Below are 20,409 nucleotides of genomic sequence, written 5' to 3' on the forward strand. Positions count from 1 at the left end.
GCGCTGCTTCCTCGGCCCGGTCGCCGATCGCCTCGATCTCGTCGCGCTACCCGGCGAGCGACACGCGGATTCTCTCGCGCGGCCCACACGGACGCCAAGGCAAGACGACGGTGAACGGCGGCACGAGCGAGCCCGCCGTCACCGTGGCAACCCCACGCATTTCGACAACGAGCACGCGAACGCGCTGATCGATGCGGGCGACGCGTCTCTGGTCGCCGTCATGGACACGCCTGGAGCACGAGCATCGCGGTGTTCGTCAGACAGGCCTTCGGCGTGCAGTGGTGCGGAGACTTCAAGGAGGCGAATGTTCATGGAGATCAAACCGGCGTGGTCCCGGCGCGGCTTTCTGGGGATGGGGGTGGGGGTGCTCGGCGCGGCCGGTCTGGCCGCGTGTGGGGACAGCTCAGAATCGCCCACCAGGGTGCAGCCGGAGGTTCCGCAGGAGCTGATCGACGCCGCGGCGGCGATGAAGGGCTCCTCGATGGGCATGCTGTCGCAGAAGCTGTACTCGACGGCGGCGAACGAAGCCCTCGACAGCTCGATCAAGAAGTTCGCCGACACCACCGGAACGAAGATCGAGAACAGTCTGGTCCAGGCCGACGCCGGCGACGTGGTGGCCAAGATCGACGCTGAGGTCAAGGGTGGGGTGGCCCGTGACCTGGCGTTCATGACCGACTCGCGGTTCGTCGCGCAGTTCCAGGCGCTGGGCGACCTGGAGGACGTGACGGACGTCGTCAAGGCGCTGACCGCCAAGTACGGCGAACCCTGCGCCGAGGCCAAGAACTTCTGCGTCTTCGACGGCAAGTGGTTCGCCATTCCGTACCACTTCATCGGGATCGGGTCGTTCCTGCGCAAGGACTGGATGCAGGACAAGGGCATCACCCCCAAGGACATCTACAGCTGGGAGGAGCTGCGGGACCTGTGCCTGGAGATCTCCGATCCGACCAAGCGCCGGTTCGGCTGGGGCATGACGGTGAACCGGTCCGGTGACGGCAACGGCATGATCGAGGCGCTGATCAACGCCTACGGCGGGTCGATCGCCGCCAACGACGGCCGGAAGGTCACCTTCAATTCACCGGAAACGGTGCAGGCGGTGACCTTCCTCGGGGACATCTACACCAACCCCAAGTACAAGCCGATGTTGCCGCCGGGGATCGCGAGCTGGACCGACACCAGCAACAACGAGAACTGGCTCGCCGGGATCCTCGGCTACACCCGCAACCAGTTCAGCGTCTACGCGGACTCCCGGACCAAGAAGAACCCGGTGCACGCGAACACGCACGTGTTCTCCGACTGCATCGGGCCGGCGACCGACAATCCGCTGCTGCTCGGCCAGTCGCAGGGCTTCGTAGTCTTCAAGGGTGCCAAGAACCCGGCGCTCGCCAAGCTCCTGGCGCAGTACCTGGTCAGCGCGCCCGCACTGCTCGGGGTGGCGAAGGAAGCACCCGGCCTGGTGATGCCCGCCTGGGAGAAGGTCTGGGACGCCGACCCGTTCTTCACCAGCGGCGACCCGGCGTTCCCCATGCTGCGCAAGATCACCGAATTGAAGCTGCCGTTGAACACGAAGAACGGCCTGACCTTCCCGCAGAAGGCCAGCGCGGGCCAGCAGGCGGTGGGGTCGGCCTACGTCCTCACCGACATGATGCAACAGGTCGTGCAGGGCACAGCGCCGGCGCAGGCCGTGACGGCCGCCCACGCGAAGATGGTGCAGATCTTCAACCAGCAGGGGCTGCGGCAGTGAAGTCGGTCCGTCCTGCGCGGGTCCCGGCGGCGAGGAAGTCCCCGCCGCCGGGACCCGGCTCCCTCACTGCGGTCCAGCGGCGGCTGGGTCGTGACTGGCGACTGGCGGCACTGTTCCTGGCGCCGATGGCCGTGCTGGTCGGCGGGCTCGTCCTCGTGCCGATCGCCCGGTCGATCATCACGAGCACCACGGAACGGCACGGGCAGGACACCGTCTTCGTCGGCCTGGACAACTACCTAGCGCTCGTCGGCGACGACCAGTTCCACACCGGCGTGGTGAACTCGTTCGTCTTCACCGCGTACGCCGAGGTCTTCAAGGTCGTGCTGGGACTGGCCGCGGCCCTGCTGCTGCACCATCGCCGCCGTGGGCGGGCCGTGCTTGCCGGGCTGCTCCTGGTGCCGTGGGTGGTGCCGACGGTGGTGACGGCGTTCAGCTGGCGTGCGCTGCTCGACCCGATCTTCGGCAGCGTCAACACCCTGCTCACCGCCACCGGGATCGGGCCGCTGCTGGCCAGCGCGCACCTGGTCGACAGTTGGCCCGCGGGCTGGCTGTCCGACCCGTCGCTGGCCATGCCGTCGGTGATCCTCGTCAACGTCTGGAAGGGAGTGCCGTTCTTCACCGTGTGTTTCCTCGCGGGGTTGAAGGCCATCCCGGCGGACCTCTACGAGGCGGCGACCATCGACGGCGCCTCGTCGTGGCAGCGGTTCGCCAACGTGACGCTGCCCGGACTGCGCCACGTGATCACCGTGACGGTGACCCTGTCGTCGATCTGGACGTTCAACAACTTCGACCTCGTGTGGTTGCTGACGCAGGGCGGCCCGGGTGACGTGACGGCGCCGTACGTGCTCATCGCCTACTCGAAGGCGATCCTGCAGCTCCAGTACGGCGCGGGCGCGGCGGTCACGCTCGTCATGCTGCCGATCATCGGCGGGCTGGTGTTCGTCCTGGTCCGGTTGCTGCGCCAGGACACCACCATCAAACTGCCCCGGCGACGCCGGACAGCGCGGTGGATCGGGACACAGCGGTGGGCCGCGACGGCGCGGAAGGCGCTGCCGTGGGTCGTCGCCGCACTGGTCACCGGTCTGCTGGCCTGGGCGTCACCGCAGATCTTCTGGAAAGCGGCGGTGGTCCTCGGTGTGATTCTGCTGATCGCGGCGGGAGTCGGCCGGGTGGTCTCGACCCTCCAGTCCCGAGGTGGTCGCCGGTCGTCGTCAGTGGTGTCGGGCCTGGGTTCCTGGGCCGCGCTGGCCGGCTTGCTCTTCTTCGTGCTGGGCCCGCTGTACTGGATCGCCGTCACGGCCTTCAAGTCCGAGGGCCAGGTCGTCATGCGCACCGACGACCTGTGGCCGACGCCCTGGACGCTTGAGCAGTTCGGCGCCCTGTTCGACAACCAACCGTTCGGCCGCTGGTATCTCAACACCCTGCTGGTGTCCGCGGCGTCGACAGCGGTGGCTCTGGTCTGCGCCGCCCTGGCGGGGTACGCGCTGGCCCGGCTGCGGTTCCGCGGGGCGCAGGGCTTCACCGTCACGGTGCTGCTCACCTACGTGATGCCGGGCGCGCTGCTGTTCATCCCGCTGTACCAGATGCTCATCGGCGCCCGGCTCACCGACTCGTTGTGGTCCCTGGTTTTGACCTACCCGACCTTCACGCTGCCGTTCGCCACCTGGTTGCTGGTGGGGTACTTCTCGTCGATCCCCATCGAGTTGGAGGAGGCCGCGCTGGTCGACGGTTGCAGCCGCATCCAGGCGTTCGGCCGGGTGGTGCTCCCCCTCGCCAAGCCAGGGCTGCTGGCGGTAGCGCTCTTCACCCTGACCAACGCCTGGAACGAGTTCCTCTTCGCCTTCGTGTTCATCACCAAGGACGAGTACAAGACGCTCCCGGTGGGGATGCAATCGATGATCGCCGGAGACGTCGTGCCGCAAGGACAACTCGCCGCGGCGTCGCTGCTCGTCAGCATCCCCGTGGTGATCATGTACGCCCTCGGGCAGCGCTTCCTGACCGAAGGGCTCACCGCGGGCGCGGTGAAGGGTTGATCGGGGGCAGCCGACCGCTCGCGCTACCAGGCCATGTTGATGGCCCGCTCGAAGTTGACGTAACCGGCGCGGGCGAAGGCCTTTGCCATGGGTACGTTGCCCAGGTCGGTGGCCGCCCGGTTGCGTGGGACGTCCTCGGCAGCCAGGGTTCGGGTGCCTTCGGCGAGGAGCCCGTCGACGTACCCGTGGCCCCGGTGCTCCGGAACGACGCCGAGGTAGGCGATCACCGGGTGGTAGGCGTTGCGGGCGGGAACGACGCGATCTCGTCCGGCCCGGTGAGGGGACGGATCGTGACGGTGTCATGGGACGTGCTCATGCGAGCTCGTTTCCGGCCTGTGCGCGCGTGTAGGTGAGGAAGAGGGCGCCGCTGTCCAGAACGGTGTGGTCGGTAAGGCGCCAGGTGCGTGGTGCGAAGACGGCGTCGCGGCCGAACAGCGGGATGCCGGCGCCAATGGTCAACGGGGCAAGCTTGATGATCAGCTGGTCGATCTCGGGGTAGAGGGCACCGGCCAGCGCGCCGCCGCCGATCACCCAGACGTCCCTGCCGTCGTGCCGCTTCAGCTCTCGTACCGTGGCAATTGGGTCTTGGCCGATGACCTCGACGGCCGGGTCCGGGCTGCTCCCCAGCGTCCGGGAGAACACCAGGTGGCGCAGGTGTGGGTACGCGTCGGTCACGCCGGCCTTCAGACCCACCTCGTACGAGTGGCGCCCTTCCAGCACGGTGTCGAACCGGCTGCCCTGGTCGGTGATGCCGAACGCCTGCCGGGCCGGACCGGGGAGGGTCTCCGGATATTCGCTGACCAGGTGGCGCAGGTAGTCGTCCGGGATGGGCCAGAAGCCGTCGGGGCCGGTGGGGTCGGCGCCGTCGGGGCCGGCGATGAAGCCGTCCAGGGTGGCGGCGATGTAATACACGAGCTTGCGCACGACGATCTCCTCGTTCAGGCTGCCGGATGCTGTTCGGCGACGACGTCCACCAGCCTGCCCGGCGAGGCACCGGGCCACAAGATCACCACCTCAGCTCCATCGGGTAGCCCGGCTGACTCCCCCCGGCCGCGTGGTACGAATGCCGCAGAGCGCGCTCCTCGTACCGCCGATCGTGGCCGCCCTCGCCGCCGCCGCGGTCCTGGCCGGGGTCGCCATCTCGGACGCCGCTCGTACGCGGGGACACCCAACTGAGCCGCCGTCGCCACCTGAATAGCCCCCGAGGCCGTCACTGCCTGAGCTGCTTCTCGAACCAGTGGTGGGCGTAGCGCTCGGTGTTGTACGCCTCGATCTCCCGGTAACCGGTAGCCCGGTACAGGGCGATCGCCTCGGTGAGGTTGCGGTTGGTGTCCAGCCGGACCGCTGTCGCGCCGCGCTCGGCGGCGTACCGTTCCAGCTCGCCCAGCAACCGCCGTCCGACGCCGAGCCCACGTACGGTGTCGGCCACCCACACGCGCTTGATTTCGGCGGGCGCGTCGGGGTGGAGTTTGACCGCGCCGCAGCCGATCGGTTCGCTGTTGAGGGTGGCGAGCAGGAGCACCCCGTTGGGCGGGACGAGCGCTTCGTCGTGGACCGGGTTGCTCAGTGCGGGGTCGAACCCGTCGTCGAACCGTCGCGCGATGTCGCGGGCGTAGGCCCGCAGACACGCGCGGGCTCGCCTGTCGCTCGGCGGGCATGGCTCGATGACGACCATCGAGCCGATGAGCAGCCGTTCGACAGCGGCCATGGCGGTGACGAGTCGTTCACGGCGGTGTTCGGTGAGCGGTTCGAGGATCGAGGCGGCGAGATCGTCCGACCGCTGGTCGAGGTCGGCCCACTGGGTCCGGCCGGCGTCGGTGAGCGTGGCGACGCGTACCCGGCCGTCGCCGCCGGTCTGGTCCGCCGGTCCGACGGCGATGAGGCCGTCGTTCTCCAGGGTGCGCAGGAGTCGGCTGAGGTATCCGGAGTCCAGGCCGAGCCGGGCCCGCAGCGCGGCGACCTCGGCACCGGCGGGGCCGATCTCCCAGAGCAGACGAGCCTGCCCCAGGGGGCGCCCCTGGGCCATGTACTCGTCGTCGAGCGCACCCACCCGTTGGGTGACCGTCCGGTTGAACCGCCGCACGGCGGCGATGAGGGCCGAGTCCATATGCCTGACTTTAGTCAGGCTTCTTGACTACGCGCCAGCTCGGTGGCGATAGGACCGGATGCCGGCGTGGTCCAGGACGACCACCACGAGCACCACCCCGGTGGCGACCGCGCTGACCGCCAACAGCGGCAACCGCAGCACGGCCGCCGCACCGGCCAGCACGAACAGGGCGGCGACCCGGGACCAGGAGAGTCGCCGGTGGATCGCCGCCGAGAAGAGGATCCGCCCGACGAGGAACAGCGTCGGGCCACTCAGGATGACCAGGACCGCGGCCGTGTCGCCGGTCCGCAGGGGGTGGGCGATGCTCAGTTCCGCGCCGACGGCGGTGACCACCAGCCCGGCGATCATCACCAGGTGCAGGTATCCGGTGATGACACCGAGTTGGGACGGGTCGGCGCGCTCGATGGCCGGGCCGAGGCGCTGGCCGGCGGGCGTGACATAGAGCAGACCGATCAGCACGGCGATGGTGAAGACCAGCAGAAACGCGACAGTCTGTGGGAAGTGGAGGTCGGTGCCGGCGTACGACAGGCCGGCGACCAGAACGAGTTCGCCGAGCGCGATGATCATGATCTGCTGGTACCGCTCGGCGAAATGCTCACCGGCGAGGTGCAGTTCCTCCCGTCCGGTCCGGCCCATCCCCGGCGTGGGCCAGCCGAGCCGGGGACCGGTGAGGTCGAGGGCGAGGGCGAGCAGCCACAGCGGCACCCGCCACTGCGGCAGCAACCCGCCGGCGAGCCACGGTACGGCCGAGACGCTGAACCAGCACAGGATCCGCAGCGTCCGGATCTGCCGCGGATGACCGCGCAGCCCGACGGCGGTGACCACGCCCCGGGCGATGTGCACCGAGACGTACGCGCCGGCGAAGAGCAGCCCCCGCCCGTCCAACGCCTGCGGGATCGCCACCCCGGCCAGCAGGGTCCCCAGCGCGGCGCCCACCAGCAGCCACCGCACCGCCGGGCTCTCCGGGTCGTACCAGTCGGCGAACCAGGTGGTGGGCACCCAGATCCACCAGACTCCGGTCAACAGCACGGCGGTCCGCAGCGCGCCGGCCAGGGTGAGGTCGTGCAGCAGGTGGGTGGCCAGCTGACTGAGGGCGAGCACGAACGCCAGGTCGAAGAAGAGCTCCAGAAAAGAGGCGCTCAGCGGCGAGTCACTGCCCCGCAGCAGCCGTTCGGGTCTGCTCGCCATCGGCGCTCCTCCCGCTGGCGCACGCCCTGCGTCCGTGGTACCACCCGAGGCCGGCCACCGGAGGCGGAAGCGGTCAGCCTCGGGGCGACGACCCACCGCCCCCTCGTGTCGTTGATCCGGCTGCGCCCATGGTCACCGCTGACCACGGTGGGGGCACCGACTCAACGAGGAGGGACGCCGATGACCGCTCAGCGCGAGACCGTGCAGGTCGACCACGACCTGTTCCGCGCCGTGTACGACTCGCCCGCATCACTGCCCGGCCGACACCGCTGGACCACCCCCGAGTCGGACGTCCGGCGGTTGGAGAAACTGCTCGGCATGCCGGCGCGCAGCATCGGCGCCCCGCTCTGGGTCAGCGGCGACGAACCCGACTGCCCGAAGTGCCGTCGGCGGGTCACCTGGTACGACATCGTCTCGTCGGCGCTCTCCGGCCTGCACGACAAGGCCATGATCGCCACGGTCATCCTGGGCGAGCGCAAGTACGTCAACACCGAGATCCCGGATGCCATCGCCGGGGTGCGTTGCTCCGACTGTCACACCGCGATCGACGGTCTGCGCAGCTTCAAATGCCACAACTGGGCGTACGCCTTCGAGTCGCTGGAGGCCGTCCGCGAGCGGATGGCCGGCGGTCCCGCCCCGACCTGAGCCGGCGCCACGAGCCGACCTGAGCCGAGGCCGTGGCGGCCCCTGAGCCGGTCGGGGCGGCTCAGTCGGCTGAGCGGCGAGTGGGGCGGCGGCCGGGCGGGGAGGGCGGCTCCGGGCCGGGATCGGGCACCGGCGGCATCGGCAGGGTGACCGGCTCGGCGCCGGTGACCCGCAGCGACTCGCCGTGGTGCCACAGCTCGACCTCGGCATCCGCGGCGGCGTCGGGCAGCTCGTAGCGGGCCTCGGCCGGAGTCAACGTGACCCGCAGCCGGTGGCCGCACCAGCGCAGGCTGAACGCCAGCCGGTCGATCCGGCGCGGCAGCCGGGGGTCGAAGGAGAGCACCCCCCGGTCGTCGCGCAGCCCACCGAAGCCCTGCACCAGCGCCAGCCACGCGCCGGCCAGCGAGGCCAGGTGCAGCCCGTCGGCGGTCTTGTCGCCCAGGTCGGCCAGGTCCTGAAGGACAGACTCGGCGAACAGGTCGTACGCCAGATCCAGGTGCCCGACCTCGGCGGCCAGCACGGCCTGCGGTGCCGCCGACAGCGACGAGTCGCGGACCGTGCGGGCCTGGTAGTAGGCCAGGTTGCGGGCCTTCTCGTCGGCGGTGAACTCACCAGGGCAGAGCTGCATGGCCAGCACCAGATCGGCCTGCTTCACCACCTGTTTGCGGTACAGCTCCAGGTACGGGAAGTTCAGCAGCAGCGGGTAGTCGTCCTCGCCGGTGTTCGCGAAGTCCCACTCGGGCTGTTCGGTGAAGCCGGCGGCCTGCTGGTGCACCCCACGCTCGCGGTCGTACGGGACGGCCATCGCGTCGGCGGCGGCCCGCCAGCCGGCCACCTCGTCGCGGTCCACGCCGAGCCGGCCGGCCAGCTCGGGATGCGCCTCGGCGGCGTCCGCCGCGCCGCGCAGATTGCGCTTCGCCATCAGGTTGGTGAACACGTTGTCGTCGACCAGCGCGGCGTACTCGTCCGGGCCGGTCACCCCGTGCAGGTGGAAGTCGCCCTCGTCCGACCAGTGGCCGAAGCCGTGCCAGAGCCGGGCGGTCTCCACCAGCAGTTCCAGCCCCGCCTCGGCCAGGAACCGCTGGTCGTCGGTGGCCGCCAGGTAGCGCAGCACCGCGTCGGCGATGTCGGCGTTGACGTGCAGCGCTGCGGTGCCCGCCGGCCAGTAGCCGGAGCATTCCCGGCCGCCGATGGTGCGCCACGGGAAGGTCGCGCCGGCCAACCGCAGCTCGGTCGCCCGCTTCCGCGCCTCGGGAAGGTGGGCGTGCCGCCACCTCAACGCCGAGCGGGCCACGGCCGGGGCCAGGTAGGTGAGCACCGGCAGGACGTAACTCTCGGTGTCCCAGAGGACGTGCCCGTCGTAGCCGTTGCCGGTCAACCCCTTGGCCGAGATGGTCCGGTCGGAGTCCGGCCGACCGGCCTGGATCAGGTGGAACATCGCGAACCGGACGGCCTGCTGGAGCTCCGGATCGCCGTCGAGCTGCACGTCGGCGACCTGCCACGCCGCATCCAGGGCGGCGCGCTGATCGGTGAGCAGGGCGTCGAAGCCGTCCGCGCGGGCCGCGTCCGCCTCGGCGGCGACCAGGGCGGCCAGCTCGTCGGCGGGTGTCGCGTCGACAGCCGCCCACTCGTAGGCGGCGAACTTCGTCAGCCGCAACCGCTCCCCCGGGTGCAGGGGACCCGTCACGGTCACCCGTACCCGGTCCGCTGTGCAGTCACCGGTGGTGCTCACCGTGCCCGGCCCCTCCAGCAGGTGACTGACCGCGACCGCGACGCGCTGGTCGCTGCGCTCGGTGCGGTGCACCAGCACCCCGTCGAGGCCTGTCGCACGGTACGTCTCGGAGGTCAGCGGGTCGGTGGGCACCGAGGCGGCCCGAGGGTCGTCCGACCGCTCCGGCACCTCCTCGTTGGCCAGCAGATCCGAGCAGACCCGCAGCTCGACGGCGGTGTCCAGCGGCTCGACCTCGTACCGGACGGCGGCCACCGGGCGGCGCGGCAGGGACACCAACCGGGTGCTGCGGACGCGGACGCCCCGCCCGGCCGGTGAAATCCACTCGGTCTCCCGACGCAGCACGCCGGTACGCAGGTCGAGCACCTGTTCGTGGCTGCGTACCGTCCCGGTCCGGAGATCCAGCGGCTCGTCGTCGACCCAGAGCCGGATCAGTGCGGCGTTCGGTGCGCTGATGACGGTGTCGCTGGCCGACGGGAACGCGTACCCCTCCTCGGGATAGCTCAGCTCGCGCCGCTCGTGGAAGCCACTGACGTAACTGCCTGGCATCCCGCACGGAGCACCCTCGTCGAGCACCCCCCGCCAGCCGATCCACCCGTTGCCCAATGCGAAGATCGACTCGGTCTCGCCGAGCCGGCCCAGGTCGGCCTCCGTACGCCGGATCCGCCAGGTCTCGTCATTCCCCGTAGCGGCGGTGAACTGCTGTTGATCGGTGGCCGAACCGGTCTGCACGAGGTCTCCTGTCGATGTCGACGTCCTGCAACAGCCAACCAGAGCCGGCTGTGCGAATCCTGGACGAAGGTCTGACAGACCACCCGACCTTCGACAGCAGCGATGCCCTCTGGCGCGTTCCTAGGGTGTGCCCAAGGTGAACAGGGTATGAACGTGAAGTGAGGTGATGCATGCTCGACAACGGCAGCATGGACGTTCCGGAGATCAGCGCCGAGTGGTACAGCGACGTCATCGACGCCGCCGCCGGCAGCCCAGAGCCGGTGCAGTGGTTCGTCGGACACGCCACCGAGGGGGTGATCCTGCTGCTCGGCGCGCTCCTGCTGATGGCCGCGCTGAGCCGCTGGTCCGGCGGACCGCACGGCCGGGCACTCGCCCTGATCGCGCCGGTGCCGGCCCTCCTGGCGTACGTGGGCAGCGAGTCCTTCAAGACCGTGGTGGACGAGGACCGCCCCTGCCGGACGATCGGTCGGGAGATCATCGCGGGCGCCTGCCCACCGCCGGGTGACTGGTCGTTCCCCAGCAACCACGCCACCATCGCTGGCGCGCTGGCGGTCACCACGCTGCTGCTCTCCCGCCGGCTCGGCCTGATCGCGCTGCCCCTGGCGGCGCTCGGCGCCTTCTCCCGGGTCTTCGTGGGCGTGCACTACCCGCACGACGTGATCGCGGGAGTGCTGTTCGGCGCCCTGGTGGCCGTGGTGGTCACCCCGTTGCTGGCCCGCCCGACCAGCGAGGTCCTCCGCCGCCGGGCCAACCGTCCCGACAGCCCGGTCCCCAAACTGGCCAGCCGCTCCCGCCCCTGACCATCGACGCCCCTCGCCGTTCGAGCCGGGCGGGTCAGGTCGCCAGTAGGAGGGCGGCCGTTGTGCCGAGCAGCAGGAACGGTCCGAAGGGCAGGTGGGTGCTCCAGTTGGCGCGGCGGGTGGCCAACAGGCCCAGACTCACCAGGGCGGAAAGCCCGAAGGTGAGCACCAGCCCGAGCAGCAGCACCGGCCAGCCGTACCAGCCGAGCAGCGCGCCGACGCTGAGCGCCAGCTTGGCGTCGCCCAGCCCGAAGCCACGGCGGCCGAGCAGCACCGCGGTGCTGGCGAAGAAGAACGCCAGCCCGGTACCGCCGATGACTGCTCGCAGCCAGTGCCCCGGGTCGGCGTCGAGTGCGGCCACACCGAGCAGCAGCCAGGTCCCGGCCGCCGCGGGCACTGTGAGCCGATCCGGCAAGCGGTGCACGGCCAGGTCGACGAGGATCGCCGGGATGGTCCAGCCGAGCCACCAGATCAACGCCAGCAGCGCCCCGCCCGACGGACCGGCGACCGCCAGCAGCACCGCCGCCGCGAGCACGACCAGCTCGACCGTGCCCGGTGGTGGGCCGACCCGGGCGCGGCAGCGACCGCACCGGGCTGTCGGGCCGAGCGCCGGCCAGGGGCGGGTCAGGCCGACCGGCGCCCCGCAGGCATCGCAGCCGCTCCGACTGGGCAGACCCGGGCGTACGGCGTAGCGCAGCGCGGCCAACCGCATCAGCGGGCTGACCGCGAGGATCGCGAACACTGTCGAAACCCGGGCGCGTGCCACCGCCGCGGCGAGGCCCGCCGGTCGTTCGCTCGGCGGAGCGGGTGTTGCCTGGCGGACGGGTTCCGTCGGAGCACCGGACGGCTGGGGTGCCGGGCTCCGATCGGGTGGGTCCTCCCGACCGGGGACGGCCGGCGGGGGGCCGGTCAGCGCCATGTCGGCTCCATTGCGGGCAACTGCTGCCTCGCGATGGTGAACACGGATCGTGATTGAACGCTCGCTGTGGTGTAGCGGATGGCGCGGAAAGCGACCTGCCGACCGGAGCCTGCGCGGGCGCTTTCGACCGCTTCCGAGTCAGGCGCGCCGTTGGACGAGGCGGCCCGCCGGCAGGGTGCCGACGTTGGCCGAATGCCGGGATGAGACCGCGATGTCCCACTCCCGCGACCGGTGGCGCGACTCCGGTGAACCCATCCGGCCCTGCGACGCCCCATCAATAACGACAGTTCGCTCGCCCATTGCCCGGGGAGCAGTCTGGACACCGGCCACCACCACCTGCCATCACGCTTAGTGTTCGCTTGAATTGCCTCTGTTGCATCGGCGGACGTCAGCCTATGCTCGCCCCTTGGGTGTGACGCAAGCCTCACCTTCACCATCGGACGACACAGGACCCCGAGTTTGTAAAAGATCCGTAACGGTGAATGCAGAAGCGCAATGAACGGCTCCGGATGTGCTGATCCGGGCGCGCTTCCGCATGCCCGACGGCGGTGAACCGTCACCGCCCCGGGCGACCACGAGGAGGCTCGACGGTGCGCGGACGGCAGCTCAGAAGAGCGGCAATCTGCCTGCTGGTGGGCGTGGCGGCGATGCCCGTCACCGCCTGCGCCAGCGGACGGGAAACGGTCGAACGGCCGACGGAAGCCCGCGACAACGGACCCCGGACCGATTCCGACGTCGAACGACGCGCTGCCGAAAAGGCGGCACTTGACGCGTACTCCGGATATCTCGCGGCCTCGCGCACGGCGGGCCTGCGCAGTGATCCGCGCTCGCCGGAACTGTCCCGGTTCCTCGGTGATCCACTTTTGACCCGGGTTCGGGTGTCCATTCGTGAGGCTAAGGAGCACGGCGCCATGCGTACCGGGACGTTCAAGTCCGACCCGTCCGTGACCGCCGTCACCCTGGACGCAAAGCCGGCCACCGTGGAGATCCAGGACTGCCTGGACACGACCGGCTACCGGCTGGTCTACGCCAAGGACAAGCGCCCGGTCCCGGGCAGCGGCGGCGGCAGGCACCTCTCCACCGCCACCGCGAGCCGATATCCGGATGGTCGCTGGCTGATCAACTACGGTGCGACGCACCGGGACCAGCCGTGCTGAGCCGGGCCGCGACAACCCGACGGGCGCTCGCCGGGCTCGGCCTCGCGCTCCTGCTGGTAGTCGGTGCGGCCCCGCCGGCCGCCGCCGCCCTACGGGCCGACCCGGGAGCGGGCTGCCCACCCGACCAACCCGACTGCAGCGTCTGGGACGACGAGCCCGGTGATCCCGGTGATCCTGGGGGCGGCGGGGACGACGGTGGGGGCGGGGACGACGGCGGCGGTGGCGGTGGTGGCGGCTGCCAGTGGAACGGGCGGACCATCCCCTGCTACGACGAGGACCTGGGCTGGTTCAACAACGGCGACGGGTGCTACTACAAGCTGACCGAGGGTTCGGTCACGCCCCCCGAGGGTCAGCAGTGGTATCTGCAAACCTGCAACGGCGGCGACCTGGGTGCCCAGGACACGGTGTTGCTGGCCGATCCGCCGGCGGGCTTCGGCGCTCCGCCCGACCCGGAGGAGCTGGCCCGTCGCGCCCTGGCGTCGATCAGTCTGCTGCCGGCCCGGCTGAAGGTGGCACCCCGCAAGGACATCGGTCCGGGCCTGGTCGGCCTGCCCGTGTGGATGTGGGCAACCGCAGGAAAGAACTACTTCGGCCCGCTGTACGCCGACGAGTCCGACCGGGGGTTGACCGTCTACATCGAAGCCAAGGTCGACCGGATCGTCTGGGACATGGGCAACGGCGAGAAGATCCCCTGCTACGGCGCCGGCACCGAGTACAAGGCCACGGGCACGCGGGCGGGTGCCACCTCCCCGGACTGCGGCTACGACGAGGGCTACCCGAAGGCAGACACCTACGACGTCACCGCCACCACGCACTGGACGGTGAGCTGGTGGACCAACAGCGACGCCACGAGGCGGGTGATCCCGCAGACCCGGAGAAGCGGCATCGTGCAGATCAGGATCAACGAACTTCAGGTGGTCACCAGATGAGCCTCGCGACGCGCAACGGGACCCCGTCGGTGGACGCGCCCGTCAACCCGCCCACAGTGGTCCGACAGCGCCGGGTCCGTCCCGGGCTGCTCGGTCTCGCCGTCCTCCTGATCGCCCTGGGAGGGCTGGGCGCGGCGTTCGCGGTCACCTCGGTACGGGCCACCGGCAGCTATCTGGCGGTGGCCCGCCCGGTCGAGGTGGGCCGTGAGATCAGCGCAGCGGACCTGGTCACCGTGCAGGTCGCCGGCGGCCAGGGGTTGCGCCCGGTGCCCGCCGCACGGCTCGACGAGGTGGTCGGCAAACGGGCCGCCGTCGCGCTGCTTCCGGGCACGCTGCTCACCCTGGGACAGGTCACCGACGACCCGCTGCTCGGCCCCGGCCAGCAGCAGATCGCGCTCGGTCTGAAGACCGCCCAGGTGCCGGCCCGCGAACTGCACCCCGGCGACAAGGTGCTGCTGGTCAGCACTCCGGACAGCAATGCCGACGAAGACACCCCGGCCGCCGCCGGCACCCGGTTCGCGGCCACCGTCATCGACATGGTCAGCCCGGCCAACGACGACAAGGTCCTGTACCTGGCGCTGCTCACCCGTGACGTGCCGGCGGTGGTGGCGCTCGCCGCACAGGAACGACTCGCCGTCGTGCTGACCGAGGCGGCCTGAGCATGGCGATCATCGCGCTGGTGTCCGCGAAGGGTTCGCCCGGCGTCACCACCTCGGCGCTCGCCTGCGCGCTGGCCTGGCACCGGCGCCTGGTGGTCGCCGAATGTGACCCGGCCGGCGGCTCGATCCTCGCCGGATACCTCGGCGGCCAGCTGGACGGCCCGCGCGGCATCGGAGAGCTGGCCGTCGGCGAGTTGCGCGACGGCAACCTGGAGACCGCGTTCTGGTCCCAGTTGGTCGACCTGGACGCCCCCCGCCGGGAACGGCTGCTGCTGCCCGGCCTCGTCGACCCGGCCCAGAGCGGCAGCGTCACCCCGCTCTGGCAACGCTTCGCCGACTACTTCGACGCCCTCGACCGCGGCACCCCCGGCTACGACGTCCTGGTCGACTGTGGTCGGCTGCACGTGACCGGGCCTCCGTGGCCGGTGCTACGGGCCGCCTCGGTGGTGCTGTTGGTGACCCGGGCGAACCTGCCGGACCTCTCCGGCACCCGCGCGGTGGTCACCGCGATCGAACGGGACTTCGCCGAGCACCGGGTGCCCCCAGGCACCCTGCGGCTGCTGCTGGTCGGCGACGGGCACGGGCGCGCCGAGATCAGCCGAGCCCTGAAGCTGCCAGTCATCGCACGGCTGCCGCACGATCCGCGTACCGCCGGGGTGCTCGCCCTGGGCGGGACCGTGCGGGCCGGTCGGCCGTTGATGCGCGCGGCGGCCGCGCTGGAGGTCCCGATCGGGGCGCTCCTGGAGCGGCGACGGGCCCGGTTGGCGTGGCCCGTGCAGCAGGGGGTGCCGGATGCGGTTTGAGCCGGTCTCCACCGATCCGCGCCAGCAGCCACCGGCCGTGACCTCCACCGCGCCGCCCCTGGCCGTGCCGAACGGCCGGCACCACCAGTCCGGGCCGCAGCCGCAGTCGACGCCCGCGGCCAGCCCGCCGCCGGAGTCACCACCCCGGGCCCGGATGGACTTCCAGGTGGTCCGGGAGCTGCGCCGGGAACTCACCGAACGGCTCACCCTCTGGCAGCGCGGCCGGGAGTTCACCGTCGACGAGGAGGACACCGAGCGGGCCCGACTCGCCGTCACTGTGGTCGCCGCGTACGCGGACTCGGTACGCCGGGCCGGCACCCCGATGGCCGCCGGTGATGAACGCCTGCTGCTCGACCAGGTGACCGCCGAGCTGGTCGGGCTCGGCCGGCTACAGACGCTGCTTGTCGACGACACCATCGAGGAGGTGCACATCCTCGGCTGCGACCAGGTACGCATCACCCGGCACGGCGGTGGGGTGGACTGGGCCGAGCCGATCGCCGACAGCGACGCCGAGTTGGTGGAGATCCTCCAGGCGGCCGCCCGTCGTGCGGGCGCGACCGAGCGGTCCCTCTCGACCGTGAAGCCCACCCTCGACCTGCAACTGCCCGACGGCAGCCGGCTGGCCGCGGTGTTCCTGGTCAGCCACCGCCCGTACGCGGTGATCCGCAAGCACAACACCCTGGACGTGAGCCTCGACGACCTCGCGGGCGCCCGAGGTGACCTGGACGAGATGATCGATCCGCTGCTGCGCGACTTCCTCCGCGCGGCGATGCGCGCCGGTCTGAACATCATGGTCGCCGGGTTGGCCGGCGCCGGAAAGACCACTGTCATCCGGGCGCTGATGAACGAGATCCCACCCGACGAGCCGTACGTGCTGCTGGAGGAGAGTCGGGAGCTGCTCCCGGCGCGCCGCCGGGAGCGGCACCGGGCGGTGATGAGCTTCGAGGCCCGGGAGGGTCACGGCGAGCGTGGCTTCGACGGCCGCCCAGCCGGTGAGGTGACCATCGCCGACCTGATCCCACTGTCGCTGCGGATGGGCGTCCTGCGAATCATCGTGGGCGAGGTGCGGTCCCGGGAGATCGTGCCGATGCTCCAGGCGATGACCACCAGCCGGGGATCGATGTGCACCATCCACGCCCGTACCGCAGCGGGTGTGGGTGAACGGATCGTCGAGCTGGCCCTGGCGCACGGCCGCGAGATGACCGTCGACCAGGCCCGCCGGATGGCCGGCAACGCGCTCGACCTGATCGTCTACGTCACCATCGAGGACGAGACCGCGATCGGCGGGCGCAAGCACCGGTTCGTCTCGCATGTGGAGGAGGTGATCGGGGCCGGCGAAGCCGGTCGGATCACCACCACCACGGTCTTCGGGCCGGGACCGGACGGTCGTGCGGTCCCCCGGCACCTGCCGGAGCGGGTCCGCGACCAGTTGCTGCGGGTGGGTTACGACGCGCGGCTGCTGACCCGGTGGGTCGAGGCCGGTGCCGGTGCCTGGCGGCGACCTCGGCAGACCCGACTGGCCCGGCGGTGATCTGGTGCTCGACAGCCTGGAACTGATCGCGGTGGTCTCCGGTGCCTCCTGTGTCGCCGGGCTGCTGCTGGCCGTGGTCGCGCTGGTCGGGACCCGTCGACCCCCCGGGCCGCGGCCGGGCAGCGGGCCAGGGCTGAGCCGACTGTGGCGCGGACCGGGCAGCACTCCGGCCGAGCAGCGGGCCTATCAGGGGCTGCTGGTGGCCGCGCTGGTCGCCGGCGCGTTGGCGTTCCTGCTGACTGGGCTGCCGGTGGTGGGCCTGCTGGTGGCGGTGGCGGTGCCCGGCACCCCGTGGCTGTTCGGGGTGGGCAAGGCCGAACAGCGGGCGATCGCCCGGATCGAGGCGGTCGGCGAGTGGACCCGCCGACTCAAGGACGTCTCCGGCACCGGGCAGGGCCTCCAGCAGGCGATCATCGGCACGATCGGCAGCGTGCCACCCGGCGTCGAGGACGAGGTGCGGCTGCTCGCGGCCCGCCTCCAGGCCGGCTGGATGGCCCGCTCCGCGCTGCTGGCGTTCGCCGACGAGATCGCCGACCCGGTCTGCGACCAGGTGGTCGCGGCGCTGATCCTGCACCTGTCGGACCGGGGTGAGCGGCTGGGTGACGTGCTCGGTTCGATCGCCGGCGCGGCGTCCGCGGAGGTGGCGACCCGTCGGGAGATCGAGGCCAAGCGCACCCAGCCCCGGTTCGCGGTCCGCTTCCTCACCGGGATGACGCTGGCGACCCTGGCGTACGGGCTGATCAACACCGAGTACATCAGTCCGTACGGCACACCGGTGGGTCAGCTGGTGATGGCAGCCCTCGGCGCCGCCTTCATCGGCCTGCTGGCCTGGGTGCGGTCGATGAGCCAGCCGCGACGGCCGGCCCGGTTCCTGCCGGCGCCCAACCCGAGCGAGGTGATCGCGTGAGCGCGAAGAGTGCAGCGCAGCGGAGCCCCGCAGCCGCGAACGAAAGGCGGCTCCCATGATCGTGAACTGGCAGTTCGCCCTCGCGGTCTGCGGTGGCGCCGGGATCGGTCTGGGTGTGTTCCTGGTCGTCCGGGAGTTGGTGCCGGCGACACCGGCGCTTGGACCTGCGCTGCGCCGACTGCATCAGCCGCCGGGCACCGGCCGGGTGGCCGCGCCCGCGTCCCGGCGGCTCGACTGGCTGACCGGGATGTCCCGCTGGTTGCGGCCGCCGCAGATGCAGCTCGCACTGATCGGTCAGACCTCCGAGCAGTACGCGTTGTCGGTGCTGCTCTCCGCGCTGATCGGTTTGGCCACGCCGACAGTGCTCGGGGTGACGCTGTGGGTCCTCGGCATCCCGTTCCCTCTGGTCGTACCGGTGCTGGGAAGCCTCGGCCTGGCGCTGCTGGCCGGCCTGCTGGCGCACCGCGCCGTGCTGACCAAGGCCAACGCCGCCCGCGACGAGTTCCGCCAGGCCGTCTGCACCTACCTGGACCTGGTGGCGTTGCAGCTCTCAGCGGCGCACGGGCCGGTGCAGTCGCTGGAGCGGGCGGCGGCGGTCTGCGACGGTTGGGTGTTCGACCGACTCCAGGAGTCGCTGCGGATCGCCCAGATGCAGATGCACGCGCCCTGGGACGAACTGCGCGACCTCGCCGACAAGATCGGCATCCCGGAGTTGGGCGACGTCGGCGCGATCATGCGCTCCTCGGGCAGCGAGGGCGCGCAGGTGCACGAGACGCTGCGCAGCCGGGCCGACTCGCTGCGCGACCAGATCCGCACCGACAACCTCGCCCGCGCCGAAGGGGTGACCAGCAAGCTCGACATCCCGGGCGCGCTGCTCGTCTTCGTGCTGCTCGGGTTCGTCCTCTATCCGTTCATCGCCCGTGTCTGACCCCGTCCCCTGAAGGAGTACGCCATGTCCATCCTCAGCTATCTGCACGTCGTCGTGACGACGCGCCTGGCCGAGCTGCGCCGCGACGGTGAGCGCGGCGACAGCCCGGTGCCCACCGCGGTGATCATCGCCGGCCTGGTCGCCGTCGCCATGGCCGTCACCGCCTTGGCCCTGACCAAGGCCAACAACTGGATGACCGGCATCCCGGACCACACGAACCCGAAATAACCGGGATGCGTCGAGCCGCGTACCCGAGGTGGAGCCGAGCGGTCACCGCCGCCCGGTGCCACCTCGCGACCGGCGACCGCGACCGGGGTGCCAACCCGGTGGAACTGGCCGTGGTGATGCCGCTGATCCTGGTGCTGCTCTTCGCCTCGATCCAGATCGCGGCCGTCTTCCTCGCCCGCTCCACCGCGTTGCACGCTGCGCAGAGTGGCGTCAACGCGCAGCGGACGTACCAGGCGCGCGACGGCGCCGGGGTGGACAGCGCCTCCCGCTTCCTCAAGGCCGCCGGCGGTTGGCTGGTGGGCTGGGACAAGGCCGGTCCGACCTGCGTGACAACCACTACCGACGTGACCTGCACGGTGAGCGGTCGGTCCCTGTCGGTGGTGCCGGGCGTGGACTTCGCGGTACGGCAGACCGCCCACGGAACGGTGGAGAGGGTGACCCCGCCATGACCCGTACCGCCGAGCGGGGCTCGGTCTCCATCGAGGTGGCGGTGCTCGCGCCCGCGTTCATCGCGCTGATGGTGCTGGCAGGTGTGGTCGGGCGCAGCGCGGTCGCCGCGGAGGCGCTCGACGCGGCCGCGCACGACGCGGCGCGTGCCGCCTCGATCTCCCGGGATTCCGACACCGCCCGGGAGAAGGCACTGGAGGCAGCCCAGAAGCAGTTGGACTGGCACGGCCTGGTCTGTGCCAACGACCTGGACCCGGCGTTCACCGGCTCGTCGCCCGGCAATGAGTCCAGCTTCGACGAAGCCTTCAGCAGCTCGGTCGGTACGAACGCCACGGTGACGGTGACGATCAGCTGCCTGGTGTCCTTCAAGGACATTACCCTGGGCATCCTGCCCGGGATGGAGAGCGAACGGCTGATCTCCGCGCAGTTCACCTCCCCACTCGACCGTTACCGGAGTCGGCAATGACGGCCACCACGTCGGCTGCCCGGCCCTCGCGCGCAGGTGAGCAGGGCCGGGTGAGCATCTTCCTCGCGGTGACGATGGTCGGCGTACTGGCCATCATCGGCCTCTCCTTCGACGCCGCCGGGCAGCTCCGCACCCTGCAACGCGCCCAGAACCTCGCCGCCGAGGCGGCCCGGGCCGGCGGTCAGGCCATCGACCGGGCCACCGCCATCGAGGGCGGGCCGAAGCGGATCAACGAGCCGGAGGCGCGCGATGCGGTCGCCAACTACCTGGACGCCGTGGACGCCGCCGGCCACACCGTGAACTTCCCCGAGGTCGACGGGGAAACCCTGATCCGGGTGACCGTCTCCATCACCTACCACCGCTCGATGGTCGGACCGTTCGTCCAGGAGAAGACGGTCACCGTCACCGGCGAGGCGACCGCGCGTGCCATCACCGCAACACCGTAGGAAGGAAGGCAGCC

21 protein-coding genes are annotated in these 20,409 nt (G+C 71.0%); 15 read left to right on the forward strand and 6 right to left on the reverse strand.

What is annotated here, in order from left to right:
• Window positions 1–310 precede the first annotated feature (310 nt).
• Window positions 311–1,741, forward strand: a complete 1,431-nt coding sequence (locus ACIA47_RS09180) for an extracellular solute-binding protein (protein WP_396706751.1) — start codon at window positions 311–313, stop codon at window positions 1,739–1,741.
• A complete protein-coding gene (locus ACIA47_RS09185) occupies window positions 1,738–3,774 on the forward strand; it encodes an ABC transporter permease subunit (protein ID WP_396706753.1) in 2,037 nt (678 codons plus the stop codon). Before ACIA47_RS09180 ends, ACIA47_RS09185 begins: the two co-directional genes overlap by 4 nt.
• Before the next feature lie 23 nt (window positions 3,775–3,797).
• Here the strand turns inward: ACIA47_RS09185 and ACIA47_RS09190 are convergent, their stop codons facing one another.
• From ACIA47_RS09190 to ACIA47_RS09205, 4 genes are all read right to left on the reverse strand, one after another.
• Entirely contained in the window at window positions 3,798–4,001 is a 204-nt protein-coding gene (locus ACIA47_RS09190) for a hypothetical protein (RefSeq protein ID WP_396706755.1), read from the reverse strand.
• 85 nt (window positions 4,002–4,086) lie between these two features.
• Window positions 4,087–4,698, reverse strand: coding sequence for a dihydrofolate reductase family protein (locus tag ACIA47_RS09195; RefSeq protein ID WP_396706757.1), 612 nt, complete (start codon window positions 4,696–4,698; stop codon window positions 4,087–4,089).
• Between the two features lie 286 nt (window positions 4,699–4,984).
• Window positions 4,985–5,881 carry a GNAT family N-acetyltransferase gene (locus ACIA47_RS09200; RefSeq protein ID WP_396706759.1) on the reverse strand — a complete coding sequence of 299 codons (897 nt, stop codon included), beginning with the start codon at window positions 5,879–5,881 and terminating at the stop codon, window positions 4,985–4,987.
• Between the two features lie 27 nt (window positions 5,882–5,908).
• Window positions 5,909–7,069, reverse strand: coding sequence for a low temperature requirement protein A (locus tag ACIA47_RS09205; protein WP_203122234.1), 1,161 nt, complete (start codon window positions 7,067–7,069; stop codon window positions 5,909–5,911).
• A 180-nt stretch (window positions 7,070–7,249) separates the two neighbouring features.
• Between ACIA47_RS09205 and ACIA47_RS09210 the strand changes: the two genes are divergently transcribed.
• Window positions 7,250–7,714: a hypothetical protein gene (locus ACIA47_RS09210; RefSeq protein WP_203122232.1), complete on the forward strand. Its 465-nt coding sequence runs from the start codon at window positions 7,250–7,252 to the stop codon at window positions 7,712–7,714.
• Between the two features lie 61 nt (window positions 7,715–7,775).
• On the opposite strand, the gene ACIA47_RS09215 is transcribed toward ACIA47_RS09210, so the two are convergent.
• A complete protein-coding gene (locus ACIA47_RS09215; RefSeq protein ID WP_396706761.1) occupies window positions 7,776–10,175 on the reverse strand; it encodes a glycoside hydrolase family 65 protein in 2,400 nt (799 codons plus the stop codon).
• Between the two features lie 170 nt (window positions 10,176–10,345).
• Here ACIA47_RS09215 and ACIA47_RS09220 point away from each other — a divergent pair, with 170 nt between their 5' ends.
• Window positions 10,346–10,975: a phosphatase PAP2 family protein gene (locus tag ACIA47_RS09220; RefSeq protein WP_396706763.1), complete on the forward strand. Its 630-nt coding sequence runs from the start codon at window positions 10,346–10,348 to the stop codon at window positions 10,973–10,975.
• 34 nt (window positions 10,976–11,009) lie between these two features.
• On the opposite strand, the gene ACIA47_RS09225 is transcribed toward ACIA47_RS09220, so the two are convergent.
• A complete protein-coding gene (locus ACIA47_RS09225; protein WP_396707339.1) occupies window positions 11,010–11,687 on the reverse strand; it encodes a prepilin peptidase in 678 nt (225 codons plus the stop codon).
• Between the two features lie 797 nt (window positions 11,688–12,484).
• Between ACIA47_RS09225 and ACIA47_RS09230 the strand changes: the two genes are divergently transcribed.
• Genes ACIA47_RS09230 through ACIA47_RS09280 form a run of 11 tightly spaced genes read left to right on the forward strand, consistent with a single transcriptional unit; the run spans window position 12,485 to window position 20,395 of the window.
• Window positions 12,485–13,051, forward strand: coding sequence for a hypothetical protein (locus ACIA47_RS09230; protein WP_396706765.1), 567 nt, complete (start codon window positions 12,485–12,487; stop codon window positions 13,049–13,051).
• The gene (locus ACIA47_RS09235; RefSeq protein WP_396706767.1) at window positions 13,045–13,980 is read left to right on the forward strand and encodes a hypothetical protein; all 936 of its coding nucleotides are present in this window, start codon (window positions 13,045–13,047) and stop codon (window positions 13,978–13,980) included. Before ACIA47_RS09230 ends, ACIA47_RS09235 begins: the two co-directional genes overlap by 7 nt.
• Window positions 13,977–14,639 (forward strand): SAF domain-containing protein, encoded by a 663-nt coding sequence (locus ACIA47_RS09240; protein ID WP_203122224.1) that lies wholly within the window; start codon window positions 13,977–13,979, stop codon window positions 14,637–14,639. Before ACIA47_RS09235 ends, ACIA47_RS09240 begins: the two co-directional genes overlap by 4 nt.
• A gap of 2 nt (window positions 14,640–14,641) precedes the next feature.
• The gene (locus ACIA47_RS09245; protein WP_112586267.1) at window positions 14,642–15,442 is read left to right on the forward strand and encodes a ParA family protein; all 801 of its coding nucleotides are present in this window, start codon (window positions 14,642–14,644) and stop codon (window positions 15,440–15,442) included.
• Window positions 15,432–16,973, forward strand: coding sequence for a CpaF family protein (locus tag ACIA47_RS09250; RefSeq protein WP_112586265.1), 1,542 nt, complete (start codon window positions 15,432–15,434; stop codon window positions 16,971–16,973). Before ACIA47_RS09245 ends, ACIA47_RS09250 begins: the two co-directional genes overlap by 11 nt.
• A 4-nt stretch (window positions 16,974–16,977) precedes the next feature.
• Entirely contained in the window at window positions 16,978–17,880 is a 903-nt protein-coding gene (locus ACIA47_RS09255) for a type II secretion system F family protein (protein WP_396706769.1), read from the forward strand.
• Window positions 17,881–17,935: 55 nt separating this feature from the next.
• Window positions 17,936–18,808: a type II secretion system F family protein gene (locus tag ACIA47_RS09260; protein WP_203122220.1), complete on the forward strand. Its 873-nt coding sequence runs from the start codon at window positions 17,936–17,938 to the stop codon at window positions 18,806–18,808.
• Window positions 18,809–18,832: 24 nt separating this feature from the next.
• Window positions 18,833–19,036, forward strand: coding sequence for a hypothetical protein (locus tag ACIA47_RS09265; protein ID WP_203122218.1), 204 nt, complete (start codon window positions 18,833–18,835; stop codon window positions 19,034–19,036).
• 5 nt (window positions 19,037–19,041) lie between these two features.
• On the forward strand, window positions 19,042–19,485 hold the full coding sequence (locus tag ACIA47_RS09270) for a TadE family protein (RefSeq protein ID WP_203122216.1): 444 nt from the start codon (window positions 19,042–19,044) through the stop codon (window positions 19,483–19,485).
• Window positions 19,482–19,949, forward strand: a complete 468-nt coding sequence (locus tag ACIA47_RS09275; protein ID WP_203122213.1) for a TadE/TadG family type IV pilus assembly protein — start codon at window positions 19,482–19,484, stop codon at window positions 19,947–19,949. The genes ACIA47_RS09270 and ACIA47_RS09275 overlap by 4 nt, the downstream gene beginning before the upstream one ends.
• Window positions 19,946–20,395 carry a pilus assembly protein TadG-related protein gene (locus ACIA47_RS09280; RefSeq protein WP_396706772.1) on the forward strand — a complete coding sequence of 150 codons (450 nt, stop codon included), beginning with the start codon at window positions 19,946–19,948 and terminating at the stop codon, window positions 20,393–20,395. The genes ACIA47_RS09275 and ACIA47_RS09280 overlap by 4 nt, the downstream gene beginning before the upstream one ends.
• Window positions 20,396–20,409: the final 14 nt, after the last annotated feature.

The sequence above is a fragment of the Micromonospora sp. NPDC051227 genome, from assembly GCF_044455385.1.
Classification (GTDB): domain Bacteria; phylum Actinomycetota; class Actinomycetes; order Mycobacteriales; family Micromonosporaceae; genus Micromonospora.

What these genes read in the sequence shown, in the direction of transcription:
- ACIA47_RS09180 (WP_396706751.1), top strand. Translation starts at nt 311, where the DNA reads ATGGAGATCAAACCGGCGTGGTCCCGGCGCGGCTTTCTGGGGATGGGG.
- ACIA47_RS09200 (WP_396706759.1), bottom strand. Translation starts at nt 5,881, where the DNA reads ATGGACTCGGCCCTCATCGCCGCCGTGCGGCGGTTCAACCGGACGGTC.
- ACIA47_RS09205 (WP_203122234.1), bottom strand. Translation starts at nt 7,069, where the DNA reads ATGGCGAGCAGACCCGAACGGCTGCTGCGGGGCAGTGACTCGCCGCTG.
- ACIA47_RS09210 (WP_203122232.1), top strand. Translation starts at nt 7,250, where the DNA reads ATGACCGCTCAGCGCGAGACCGTGCAGGTCGACCACGACCTGTTCCGC.
- ACIA47_RS09220 (WP_396706763.1), top strand. Translation starts at nt 10,346, where the DNA reads ATGCTCGACAACGGCAGCATGGACGTTCCGGAGATCAGCGCCGAGTGG.
- ACIA47_RS09225 (WP_396707339.1), bottom strand. Translation starts at nt 11,687, where the DNA reads ATGCGGTTGGCCGCGCTGCGCTACGCCGTACGCCCGGGTCTGCCCAGT.
- ACIA47_RS09240 (WP_203122224.1), top strand. Translation starts at nt 13,977, where the DNA reads ATGAGCCTCGCGACGCGCAACGGGACCCCGTCGGTGGACGCGCCCGTC.
- ACIA47_RS09245 (WP_112586267.1), top strand. Translation starts at nt 14,642, where the DNA reads ATGGCGATCATCGCGCTGGTGTCCGCGAAGGGTTCGCCCGGCGTCACC.
- ACIA47_RS09250 (WP_112586265.1), top strand. Translation starts at nt 15,432, where the DNA reads ATGCGGTTTGAGCCGGTCTCCACCGATCCGCGCCAGCAGCCACCGGCC.
- ACIA47_RS09260 (WP_203122220.1), top strand. Translation starts at nt 17,936, where the DNA reads ATGATCGTGAACTGGCAGTTCGCCCTCGCGGTCTGCGGTGGCGCCGGG.
- ACIA47_RS09265 (WP_203122218.1), top strand. Translation starts at nt 18,833, where the DNA reads ATGTCCATCCTCAGCTATCTGCACGTCGTCGTGACGACGCGCCTGGCC.
- ACIA47_RS09270 (WP_203122216.1), top strand. Translation starts at nt 19,042, where the DNA reads ATGCGTCGAGCCGCGTACCCGAGGTGGAGCCGAGCGGTCACCGCCGCC.
- ACIA47_RS09275 (WP_203122213.1), top strand. Translation starts at nt 19,482, where the DNA reads ATGACCCGTACCGCCGAGCGGGGCTCGGTCTCCATCGAGGTGGCGGTG.
- ACIA47_RS09280 (WP_396706772.1), top strand. Translation starts at nt 19,946, where the DNA reads ATGACGGCCACCACGTCGGCTGCCCGGCCCTCGCGCGCAGGTGAGCAG.